Below are 11532 nucleotides of genomic sequence, written 5' to 3'. Positions count from 1 at the left end.
AAGTGCTATCGGCCAGGGCCGGTGCGCGCAACAGGCGTGAAACTATGGTCAGCTCCACCTTGCAGATATCGTCGATGCATCTTTCGAGCAGCCTCTGTGAGGCCTTGACGAGAGCTTTCGGCGCCAGGCGCAGATCGAAGCCGCATCGGGAGCAGAAATTGATAAGTTCGTCCTGATCGGCGTCGCCGGCGATGAACGAACCTGGCTTCGCCCAGCGCTGGCCTCTGGCCGCTGACCTACGAAAGATCTGGACCTGGTCTTCTTGCCGGTTGCGCGAAGGCCTCGAGCTGACCGGCAAGATCGACACCCGACACTTGCGCACGGACCAATCTGGGGACTCCCAGGAAATCGGCAAAGCAGGCGATCCCTCGCGGCCGATGCCGCCAGAATAACCCGACCGCGGTGCGCCACGACAGCGTCCATGTCGGGATCATCCATTCCACGAAGTGGCGGCAACTTGGTCGAACATAATCGCATGCGAATCGCGTGATGGCGTAGGCGTGGCGTTTGGCTGCCATCGCCCACTTCAAGCGAAAACGCGAGCCGCATCAGGCCACGTAAATTTAGACAAAAGCGTTTGCGCGAAATATAAAATCAATTAATACCATTCGTTGTAAATGGCACATCATCTGTAGCGGGCGATATAACTGAATGCCTATTCCGACACTTCCCAGAGCCGCAAAAAGCTCTGCTCCGGCACAGTATCTCGGCTTTTCGCTTCAGCAGGTGCGGCTCTGCTATTACCTCCTGAGCGTGGCCGACGGTATCGCCGTCTCCCTCGAACATATCGACGATGTCGGCGTCCATCGTCCTGACGGAACGGCGCTCTTCGAACAAGCCAAAAGCACGCTGAGCGGAAAGAACCCGGCAAGCAACAAATCGGAAGAGCTCTGGAAGACCTTCGGGAACTGGGCCGACACCTGCCTTGATTCAAACATCGATCCCAGTACGTCTGAGTTTCGGTATTATGTCTCAGACACGAAAGCCGGTGCGCTGCTCACCGCGATCAGCAAGGCCGACAGTCCCGCCGAGGCGGAAAAAGTCCTCAAAAAAATTAAGGAGCTCTTCGAAGAATGTGAAACGGGAACGGGGTGTGAGCCACATCTCGCCCGCTTCCTCAAGGCTGGGGGCGCTGTATGCTGCGCCATTATCCAACATTGCTCGTTTCATGCGGAAGCCGATCCGGTCGCCGCCATCCGTGATCGCTTGAAGGTTCTTCCCGTGGATGCGATCGACGATTTTTGCGCAGCAGCCATCGGGCTGGCGGTCGACGACATGGACGAGCTGATCCGCCAGGGACAGACATCTGCAATCGAGGCTACCGCGTTTCGAAAGCGCTTTTGGGCCTTCGTGCGAAAGCACAACTTCTCGAATGTCCTGACACCCAGCATCGATGCGCCAGAGCCACAGGCAATCGACAGGACGCTCCTGGGCGCGCCCCTGTTCGTTCGCCAGCTGAACGCGATCGAAGCAAGCAACATCATGCTCGTGACTGCAGTCAGCGACTACATGAGAACCACGGCCGACAAGGTCAAGTGGGCAGACGACGGCGCCGTCTACGCCGACAGCTTTTCCGAGCTGGATGAGCAACTCGTCCGCCGGCATTTGCTGGTTTGCGATGAAGCTGACGACACCCAACCGGTGCTTGCCGTGCCGGATCGAGGCCGCCGGGTCTACCGCGAGTGCTCCAACACAGGCATGCCGTTGGAAGGCCAGACCCTCCCCTCCTATTTCATTGCCGGCGCCTTCAACTGTCTCGCGCAAACCCGCCGTGTCGGGTGGCATCCCGAGTATCTCACATTGTTTCCACCCGAGTGACCGAAATGACCGATGGCAAAATCGAAGGCGCGTTACCGCAGCCTTCGCCCTCCGACACGGCGAATCCTATCGCCTTGGTGCAAAATCCTGCCTTTGGTGTTCATCTACTGTGGAGCTTCGGACGAGGCTTCCAGGCTGAAAAGATCGATGAACTTCTGCCCATGCCGACTTTCTTCCTGGTGCTGCCGCTCATCCTCCACGCCCGCACACTCGCCGACCTCAGATCGACGAACCTGCCTTCGGGTCTCAGTAAATTTGTCGCAAAGTTGAGCGAACAGCGAGAGCGTCTCATGGCGGTCCATGACAGGACCTTGCGCATGCGCGAGCTGACCCTCCAATCGATCGGGACCGGGATTGCTTCCCGGCTTCTTCACGTTGACTACGCGACGGGCTTCGTGCGGGCTAACGATGTCGACGTTCCCCGGCCGCCCGAGCGGCTGAAATTTCACGTCGCGAACGCCGACAAGTTGGGGCGGTGGTGTGCAAGGCTGCCCCAAGCACAGGTGTTCCAACTTCTACAGGTAACTGTCTAATGCATTTTCAAATTCGCAAGCTCATCCTGTGGCCAAAAAGCGGAGGCGAACCGCGGATCGTTGAATTCCATCCGGGTATGGTGAACGTCATCAGCGGATCGTCCAAAACCGGCAAATCCGCCGTCATTCCCATCATTGACTACTGCCTGGGATCGGGAAAATGCAGCATTCCTGTGGGAACGATCCGGACAGCCTGCGCCTGGTTCGGCCTTCTGATAGAGACGTTAGAGGGACAGAAGCTTCTAGCAAGGCGGGAGCCGGGCGATGCTCGCCAGACTGGCGATATGTATCTAGCCGAGGGAGCAGCGCTTGAAGTGCCGATGCAGGCACCCGAAAAAAATATCACTGCGGATGCCGTTAAGCGAAAACTCGACTCGCTCGCCGGTCTATCCCAACTCGGGCTCGACCCGAATGCCGATTCCGGGTTCCAGTCACGCGTAAGCTTCAGGGATCTGCTCGCTTTCACATTCCAGCCCCAATATATCGTCGCCAATCCGATGGTGCTGTTTTTCAATGCGGATACGAGCGAGCATCGTGAAAAGCTCAAGGCGATTTTCCCGTACGTGCTGGGAGCCCTCACACCGGAAATGCTTCTGGCGAAGTGGGAGATCGACCGGCTCCAGCGTGAGGCCCGCCGAAAGGAAGCAGCACTCGAGGCGGCGAAAAAAGCGGTGAACGCCTGGCAGGTGGAGACCCAGGCTTTGCTGCGTCAGGCGCTGGAATTCGGCCTGTTGCCGGCAGCCACCCCGATGCCTAGCGAATGGCCGGACGTCGTCGATCTCCTCCGCCAAGCCGCCGAAGCCGATACCCGGCAGTCGTTCACTACCGTCGAGTCGATCGACGGCACACTGGCACGCTTGCAGGAACTTCGCCAGCTGGAAAGCCAGGCATCCGCCGATCTGACGGAAAAACGCCAAGCCTATAACGAATTGCAGCGCCTGCTAGACAGCAGTAACTCCTACGGCGACGCGATCCTCATTCAGCGGGATCGCCTGAACATCTCAGAATGGTTGCGCAAGCGCGTAAGCGATTCAGGCGATCCTCTGGTTGCCATGGGCTCCGTCGGTCGAACCAAGCTCGATACTCTGACACAGGCGCTAGCGGGTATTGAAATCGAGATGCGCTCGCAGCCGAGTCTATCGCACACTTTCGACAAGGAACGTTTGCGTCTGCGAAAGGAGGTGGAAGACGCCACAGCGACATTGACGGCTGTCCGCCAGGAAATCACCCTGCTCGAACAAAAATCAAAGGAAGTGCAGGGGGCGCTTTTCCAACAGGACAGGCTCGAGCGTTTCGTCGGCGGCTTGCAGCAGGCGCTCGTTTCGCTCGACCGCACGCAGGAAGGTTCGGACCTGACGATCGAATTGGATCGTCTGCGAGAGCGGGTCAACGAGCTTCGAAAAGTCTATTCCGAGCGCGAAGTCGAGCGCAAAACGCAAAATGCCCTGCAGATCATCCAGAACATGGCGTCCACCATTCTGCCCTTGCTCGACGCGGAATGGCCCGAGGCGCCGATCCTGCTCCTGCTGGACGATCTGACCATTAAGGTCATCCATCCGGATCGGTCCGACTACCTATGGGAGATTGGCAGCGGCGCGAACTGGCTAGCCTATCACATCGCGGTCACACTGGCCCTTCACCGCTTCTTCCTCGTCGGTCACCATCCGGTTCCGGGACTGCTAGTCTACGACCAGCCCAGCCAGGTTTATTTCCCGCGCGGCTTTGCAGCAGGTGACGAAAGTGCCACAGGGCGTGGCCGCGACAACGACATCGCCGCCGTGCGGTCCGTCTTCGACGCGATCGCGAAGGAAGTCATGCGCTCGGAAGGCCGGTTGCAGGCTATTGTTCTTGACCACGCCGCGACGGATGTTTGGGGCGGACTCACAGGAGTGACCCTGACTGAGGAATGGCGTGACGACATCAAGCTGGTGCCGGTCGATTGGCTGTGAGACGGCACTGCCGTGGCGTAGTCGCCCGTGACACATTTCGGGCGTACCTTCCGACGAACGCAAACGCCACGTCACCGTCCACCTCATTACCGGTGCCGACGATACTTATCCCGAAAAGCAGCAGTCCAATCTGATCGCCGTTGAGACCGCCGGCGCGGCGGCAGGGATCAAGTTTACCTGGGAAATCGATAGGACAAACACCATCCACGCTCGCCATATCACCAGCGACACGGGCTGGAAGATCAGCCTTGATCGCGGCCTCGACATCTTTCAGAAGTTCGAGATGAACAATGCTTTTAGCTTAGCCAATCGGTTGCAGGCTTACCGCCAAGTCAAAGCCTTCGAGGTGACGTACCTACGCAAAGCGTTGGATCAGCGTAGGTCCCCCTGCGGAAAGCAGGTAGGCGTTCCCAGGTTTTGATCGGTTGGCTAGAGCGTAAGCGCCCTTTGAGCTTGAACCTCGAACAAGGACGCGAGCTTTGGGCCAGCCCCAGCAAGCAGGTCTCGGATCTGCGGATCGTCGGGCATCGGTATATCGCCAGCAACCGGTCGCTCCTATTCCTCGCGTGTGAACGATCCGGCCGCCGCGTCATCGCCGGCCTAGACGGTTTGCATCCGTTCATTTCCCGATTGCCGAATGCGAAGCGACAGGCGGGCGCTTGGACAGATCCTGTTCGGGAGTGTCGTAATAGGTGGATCTCTGCTGAAGGATGGTGGGCGAGGACCCGAACGGATTTTTCGCGTTTTTGCCGGTACGTCCGGCAAGGCAAGCTTACCGGACATAATTCGCCCGCGACAGGCGCGGCGGTTCTTTGGCTATTTTGTGCTAAAAACGCCGGCAAGCATCCGCGGTCGACCGAACATCGGCCACCCATGCTCAATGTCCCGGGCGGTGAGCCAGGCCTCCTTCGGGCTCATGGCCTGGGCGAGGCAAAGCGCGACCGACAGCGCCGACGGCTTCTCAAGAGTAAGGCAGAAGCCAAAAATGCAGCGCGTCGCCACGTCGGTGATGATCGTCAGGTACGCTCGACCAACGAAGGTTCCGCCGCCCTCGACGACCTCGACCAAATTGACGTCGGTGGGCCGGTGGACGATTCGCCAACTCGAAGCATCTCCATCGGCTCAAACCGCGGCCAGGATATATCCATGCAGCGCGCCTGCTCGATGTCTGCCAGATCGATCATACGCGCGGCAGTCAATCGGACCGTGACATCGCTGCGGCCTCAGCTGGATGGCAGCCGCGAGAAGCCGCCTTGATCAAGGCATCGAGGCGATCACTGCAAAGACAGTGGCTCGTGCTGGAGGCTCCGCCCCTCGCTCCCGTCGTCGCCGAGATCCGCGCTCGCAGCGAGGAGGCCGGCTTGGCCGCTCCGTCCTATCTCACGGTCGCCCGCCGGATACCCGGCCTGTTCAGCCCCGAGGAGATCGCGAGGAAGGGCCCCGAACTGTTAAGGACCCTGTCGAGCTGGCGGGCGAGACGACGTGCCGCCGACCATGTTTCGTCGGAGTGCGACGTGCCGGGTGCGGCTTTTCGGTTGTGCAATCCGTTCGGCAAATCGGGCGCTCAGTGACTAACCGGCATATGACGTTCGGGCGATTGAAATCGGGAAGTAAAAGCGACAGCCACTGAGTTTTGGCGCGGCTCGACGAGCGCCTGGCCCGTTCGCCGGTCCGCGACGGTTTTGTTGAGCGCCAGCATTTTGCTGACGCGGCCGCGGCGCTCTGGCTCGAGGGCGAGCTCGTCCACCTCGAGGACCTTGTCCTGCACGACGCCCACANCCCCTGCCGCAAGTGTGTGGAGCGCGACGATGTTGTCGCTGCCCTCGTCCGGGCCCAGACGCAGGTGGCGCAGCATGGGTCGACGACGTTGAATGCCTTGTGCCGATCGGCAAGTTCGACCAGGCTCTCCATCGGCGCGCGCCAGCGCGTGATCGCATCCTCGACAGTACTGACTGGTTGTGCGCGGCCTGCATGAAAGAACGGACTTGCCAAGGCTTGTCGCTCATGCCGCGACCGGCAAGCTTCGGCTGTGTGAATGATATCGCACCATTCGTTGCTACTGCTCCTTGGGACGGGCAGAAATCACAATTTGCTGAATGGTGTGAATCTCGCGCCTCATCCACCTCAGGAGCTTCGGAATTCGCTCTCGTGGCATCTGTGCAGTTGTCGCCTTGATAGCCAAAGCCCCAACGACATCCCTGCCAGGCGGTAGGATCGGCAACGCTAGCGAGGAAATTCCAGTTACGAGATGGCCCTGATCTAGAGCATACCCCAGGTTCCGGATGCCCGGCAGTTGGTGCCGGATCTTCTCTGCACTTAGGCCGTTGAAAGCGTGGTAGAGGTGAGCGTCGGCGCTTATAATTCCATTGGCTTCTTCAGGCGGCAAAAAAGCCAGAATTGCAAGACTTGCTGAACCGACCCCCAGCGGCACCTGATTCCATATGTGACGGGCAACGCTGTCAATGGGGTCGGTCCCCTCTTGCCAGTCTAAGCACACACTATGGAAGCCGCTTCGCGCCACCAGAGAGACAGAATTCCCCGTTTTGGCTGCCAGCCGGAATAGCGCGGGGCGGCAGCAACGACGTAAGGTTGTGCTTTCAACGGCCTTGACGCCGAGCGTGTATAACAACACACCCAAGCGGTAACGCCTCGTTGAGGGATCCCTCTCAAGTAGTAAATGCCGCTCAAGCGCTCTAACGATCCGATGCGTTGTTGACATGGTGAGGCCGAAAGTTTTCGCCATTTCGTGCACGCGCGCCCCTTCGTCCCCCACCTCGGCAAGATATTTTAGAAGAGCCACTGAGCGGTCGAGAAGCTGTGCGCCCTTTACTTCTTCTGTTTCAATCTTATTGATTTGCCTTCTCACGATAGTACCCTTCGAGGTTGCAAAAGCGACTGGGGGTACTCAGTGGAAAAAACGGTGTGCCAAGTTCTGCCGGAGGCAGGCTGTTCTTTGCAATCAGGCGAGACGCTTGCGGTGGCAGACAACTTATCGAGGGCCGGGAGGTTGAGAGGGCTCAGATGGAACAAACAGCTGTACATTGGCAGGCCAGGCCGCAATTAATGTAGTCAGGCGGCGCGCGTGGCGCCTATGATTGAAGGCGGTCGCAATATTCGGCGTATTTGGCTGCCAACTCATCTGCGCGTTTTTCGCACTCATCCAGCGCCATTGCTTCGCAATCATAGCCGAGCAGATCACGCAGGATTCCTGCCGATTCTCCCGTGAAGCGCACGGTACCGTCGCTTTCGACCGCCTCAATCCCATCGTACTTCTGGCATTGCGAATTGATCTCCACCGCATCGTCCAATGACAAGCCTCGGGGCAGTTCGATCGAAATACCAGTTGGAGCAATCCTAACGGGATAGCCTCCCACGAGGCCTAGTGGTCCCGGCGCGTGAACTACGCGTTCCAACTGATCGGCAAACGCACGTAGGATCGCTATCGCTGACGAAGCGGTGACGGATTGGCCTGCAAGACCTTTCACTCGGCGAAAACGTCCGGCTACGTTCGCGAAGATTTCATTGTGCCCCAGTTCCTGTGGATGAACTTCCTGGCCGTTCCGATATATGGTCAGGTGATAGGGCGCGCCGTCCGTGAAGCCGGTGCTCGGCATACGATAACTCACATAATGTTGGGCAAAAAACTGCACATCCACCGCGTTCAGTTCGCAACCCAGAAGATGTGCTGCTGCCAACCTGATGCCCGGCACGGCATTTGCGATGTTGCCGATCCCAATTGTCGGCGAGAGACCCTCGGCCGCAAGCGCGGCATTCGTCACGTCAGGGTAGGATGCGTTCACAACGATGCTCTCCACACCAGCTTGCCGCACAGCCCTCATGAGGCGTCGTACGAGCACTAGATGCATAGGCGTCCATACGCCGCCGCGTGCTCGATCGAACTGCTGATAGGCATCGGTCGGCAATTGCGTTATCCGCCACCAAGAATGCAAAGTCGTGGCATTAAAAATTATATCAGGACGGAGGGCCGCTAGGCGCTCTGCTGTCGCCTCTGTATTCATCAAATCCAGCGGAACTATCTCAATGGCCGGAGAGAGCCCGAGGTTGACGGCAGTGTACTTTGCGAGGTTGACCCTCAAGGAGGCCCGCTGCAGATCTCGTACTCCAACGTGCAGATCGTAGGGTCTGCCACTTTGGCAGAGAAAATCAAGAACGGCCCCACCAAGTACGCCATGCCCAACAATCAGGATCTTTACCCGGCCATTCACTGCAGATCTCCGCCTTCGTTGCCGAAGAGGGTTGTAACGTGATATTTGCAAGGATGAAAGGGAAGTTTCGTTAAGTTTATGTTGCATGTGTGAAACAATTGTGCAATGTAACTTTACATTATGTTATACCTTCTCTACTAGACTTCTGGCGGTTTCGTTGTTATTATAGGTATATATCATTTTCGTTATTATTATAGGTATATATCATTATTGAAGCTGATACTTGCTGACGTTTGGCGAGCGTATGGAGTGCGACTGAGCTTTTCGATGGGTGCTTCGAAGGGCGAGCCGAGGACGGTGGAGAGCAAGACATGTTGACCTCGGTACGACCTGCCGATGTTGTACTCGAAATCGATCTCAGCGCAATTCAGGCGAACTTTCAGAGTATATCGGCTCTCGTTGGGCCACAGGTAAGAGTAGCCGCTGTCGTCAAAAGCGACGCCTACGGGCTTGGCTTGGTTAAGGTTGCAGGCGCACTCATTGACGCCGGATGTGATCTGCTCTTCGTCGGCAATCTGCACGAAGCGTTGCTTCTGAGATCTTCCCACATGGGCGCGGCAGTTGCGGTTTTTTGCGATGAGTTTGCGAGGTATAGCGAACACTATCGATCGAACGGCCTTATACCAGTTGTGAACAATTGTGTCGAACTGGATGCCATTCGCGGCGCACGGGAGCCGCAAACATACTTCCTCAACGTGGAGACTGGGCTCTCTCGCCTTGGCCTCGCTTTCGATGACGTACGGCGCACGTATCTTGGTGGCGTCTTCAAGCGGCGTCCGCCTTCGGTCGTACTCAGCCACCTCGCATGCAGCGAACGCGCTGGGGACGCAATGAATTTGCTACAAAGGAACCGCTTTCGGGCGACGTCAGATCTGCTTAAACCGACACTTCTCAGTCTCGCGGCCTCCGCCGGTGTGTGGCTAGGGGAGCGCTATCACTTCGATATGGTGCGGGTGGGCTCGGCACTTTACGGACTTAACAATGCCGGCATCCGGCCAAATCCTTTAAAGCCCGTTGTCAGCGTCAGGGCAAAAACACTCGAGGCGCGCAATGTAGCAAGGGGTGAGGCAGTAGGCTACGGTGCGACTTTTCGAACGGGCCGAGCCAGCCGCATTGCGATCGTCGGGATCGGCTACAAGCATGGCCTTCCATGGGCCTGCGCCAACAAGATATCCGCCCGGTTTGCTGGATATTCTGCTCCATTAGTCGGAAGGGTGTCCATGGAATACATAACAATCGATGTAACGGATGTTCCTGAAACGCTTTGTGGTCCGGGTACGAATGCGGAACTGCTGGGTGACGATTTCACCGTCGATGACCTTGCCGCGACCGCTGGAATTCATCCACAAGAACTGCTCACGCGGCTTGGTGTCGGTTGCGCGAGGCGGTATCTCAATAGTTCTTCTGCATCTGGGGGATGCCGGGGCAATTTTACTAATGCGGGCCATGGCCCCGATCCGCGCGCCATCCGTGGCTAGAGTGAAGAGGCCCGACTGCATTGCTTCAATATAGTTTTAGTAAGGGGGCTTCTTTTTGTCATGATCTCTGCAGTCGCGTGGAGCACCGTTCGCCAGCGTTCTGCCTCTTGACGTTTGGACTATTTTGTTTTGGCGCAGTCTGTTGCAGCGGCGTTCCTGGCAATTCATCTCTTTGTAGATGGGCCAAGACATAGCCATCGCCCAACAGGCCAGGGGTGATTGTTGCGGCCTCGATGGCAATGGCCATGCCAGCGTTCATCCCCGCGTGTCAGTAACCGGGCTCCAGCGCGGCCGCAACGCTGACGTTTGGCTGTCTAAGGAGCTGCAGGAAGGCGTGAAAAGGAATGAAGGTCAATGAATAATGTGCAAGCGCCAATCATAATTGAAGGCATTGCGGCGGTCGTACAAAAGTATCGTTCCGTCGTTCTGGATGTATGGGGCGTATTGCACGACGGGAAAGTTGCCTTTCCTCACGCGATCGCTGCCATGACTGCTCTGCGAAATGGGCAGCGTGATATCTGTCTTCTCTCCAACTCCCCCCGTCGTGCCTACCAAGTTGCTCAACATTTGGAGTCTATGGGTATAGAGCCATCACAATATAACTATATCGTCACGTCCGGAGAGCTGGTTTACAAGGCACTGGGGAACGCTGCAGACAATTGGCATAGAGCACTAGCAGCTCGCTACTTTCACATCGGACCATCTGAGCTGTCGGGATTGCTCCGGGGGTTAGATCGGTTCGAGGTCTTTTCACCTCGGGACGCCGACTTTATTTTGACAACCGGCGAGAGCACTCAGCCGCCAGATGAAGTTGCGGCATTGTTGAAGGAATGTGCTTTGCGCAAAATTCCAATGGTCTGCGCGAATCCCGATCTGGTCGTTTTAGTTGGCGATCAACTTGTTGCTTGTGCGGGAGCGGTCGCCGAGCAGTACGAAGCGCTGGGAGGGGAGGTTTTCTACCATGGAAAGCCGTATTCATCGGCTTACCAACTCGCCCTCGACCTCCTCGGCTACGAAAGACATGAAGTGCTCGCAGTCGGTGATTCGCTACGGACCGACGTTGCGGGTGGTCGAAACGAGGGCATGGACGTGCTCTTCATCGCCAGCGGCATACATAAGGACGCTGCTGATCACTTCAAAGTAGACAAATTCCCCAGTGCGCTGCTCCAACAGTTCATTGCGGGAAAGCCAGTCGTTCCCACGTTCGCTGCTTCCCTATTTAGGTGGTAGGAGAGGAAAGGTGTCGGGAACAACCACCCTTAGCAAGTTAGCCTGAAAAATCCACGGTGGTGGTTGGCGGATGTGGCGCACCTAGGATTTGGTTGCTTAAGCCGATACGAACCATTTCCCGAAGACCACCGCCCGTCGCGGATTAAAGGTCTGTGCAAACTCGTTGGGCGTTTGCCATCCGATCTGCGAATGAGGCCGTGTGCTGTTGTAGTCGGCGCGCCACAGGGCCAGGGACGCGCGGGTCTGTGCGAGCGAGGTGAACACGTGTCGTTCAGCAGTTCGTCGCGCAGGCGGCCGT

At 57.5% G+C, this 11532-nt stretch carries 9 protein-coding genes and 3 pseudogenes; 7 read left to right on the top strand and 5 right to left on the bottom strand.

The window, feature by feature from the left end:
- Positions 1 to 298: pseudogene (locus X773_RS77875) on the bottom strand (hypothetical protein); the annotation flags it as partial.
- Between the two features lie 353 nt (positions 299 to 651).
- Between X773_RS77875 and X773_RS72405 the strand changes: the two are divergent.
- Genes X773_RS72405 through X773_RS75915 form a run of 4 tightly spaced genes read left to right on the top strand, consistent with a single transcriptional unit; the run spans position 652 to position 4721 of the window.
- The gene (locus X773_RS72405; RefSeq protein ID WP_031213317.1) at positions 652 to 1818 is read left to right on the top strand and encodes an ABC-three component system protein; all 1167 of its coding nucleotides are present in this window, start codon (positions 652 to 654) and stop codon (positions 1816 to 1818) included.
- A gap of 5 nt (positions 1819 to 1823) precedes the next feature.
- Positions 1824 to 2351 (top strand): three component ABC system middle component, encoded by a 528-nt coding sequence (locus X773_RS72400; RefSeq protein ID WP_023680699.1) that lies wholly within the window; start codon positions 1824 to 1826, stop codon positions 2349 to 2351.
- A complete protein-coding gene (locus tag X773_RS72395; RefSeq protein ID WP_023680698.1) occupies positions 2351 to 4300 on the top strand; it encodes a DUF3732 domain-containing protein in 1950 nt (649 codons plus the stop codon). The genes X773_RS72400 and X773_RS72395 overlap by 1 nt, the downstream gene beginning before the upstream one ends.
- A 34-nt stretch (positions 4301 to 4334) precedes the next feature.
- Complete coding sequence (locus X773_RS75915; protein WP_084641876.1) at positions 4335 to 4721, top strand: MIT C-terminal domain-containing protein; 387 nt, start codon at positions 4335 to 4337, stop codon at positions 4719 to 4721.
- A 419-nt stretch (positions 4722 to 5140) separates the two neighbouring features.
- Here X773_RS75915 and X773_RS72390 read toward each other — a convergent pair.
- A pseudogene (locus X773_RS72390) lies at positions 5141 to 5398 on the bottom strand (transposase); the annotation flags it as partial.
- Positions 5399 to 5553: 155 nt separating this feature from the next.
- Between X773_RS72390 and X773_RS79455 the strand changes: the two are divergent.
- Positions 5554 to 5871: a hypothetical protein gene (locus tag X773_RS79455; RefSeq protein ID WP_348625960.1), complete on the top strand. Its 318-nt coding sequence runs from the start codon at positions 5554 to 5556 to the stop codon at positions 5869 to 5871.
- 485 nt (positions 5872 to 6356) lie between these two features.
- On the opposite strand, the gene X773_RS72380 is transcribed toward X773_RS79455, so the two are convergent.
- Both X773_RS72380 and X773_RS72375 read right to left on the bottom strand, forming a co-directional pair.
- A complete protein-coding gene (locus tag X773_RS72380) occupies positions 6357 to 7166 on the bottom strand; it encodes an IclR family transcriptional regulator (protein ID WP_023680694.1) in 810 nt (269 codons plus the stop codon).
- 223 nt (positions 7167 to 7389) lie between these two features.
- Positions 7390 to 8526: a hypothetical protein gene (locus tag X773_RS72375; RefSeq protein WP_023680693.1), complete on the bottom strand. Its 1137-nt coding sequence runs from the start codon at positions 8524 to 8526 to the stop codon at positions 7390 to 7392.
- 311 nt (positions 8527 to 8837) lie between these two features.
- On the opposite strand from X773_RS72375, the gene alr reads away from it, so the two are divergent.
- The gene (gene alr, locus X773_RS75895; RefSeq protein WP_084641878.1) at positions 8838 to 10004 is read left to right on the top strand and encodes an alanine racemase; all 1167 of its coding nucleotides are present in this window, start codon (positions 8838 to 8840) and stop codon (positions 10002 to 10004) included.
- A gap of 354 nt (positions 10005 to 10358) precedes the next feature.
- Positions 10359 to 11234 carry a TIGR01459 family HAD-type hydrolase gene (locus tag X773_RS72360; RefSeq protein ID WP_023680689.1) on the top strand — a complete coding sequence of 292 codons (876 nt, stop codon included), beginning with the start codon at positions 10359 to 10361 and terminating at the stop codon, positions 11232 to 11234.
- A gap of 132 nt (positions 11235 to 11366) precedes the next feature.
- Here the strand turns inward: X773_RS72360 and X773_RS75890 are convergent.
- Positions 11367 to 11532, bottom strand: a pseudogene (locus X773_RS75890) (integrase core domain-containing protein); the annotation flags it as partial.

It is taken from the genome of Mesorhizobium sp. LSJC280B00, assembly GCF_000502835.1.
Lineage (GTDB): Bacteria > Pseudomonadota > Alphaproteobacteria > Rhizobiales > Rhizobiaceae > Mesorhizobium.
Note: the sequence above shows the minus strand (reverse complement) of the source record. Positions and strands in the feature narration are given on the sequence as shown.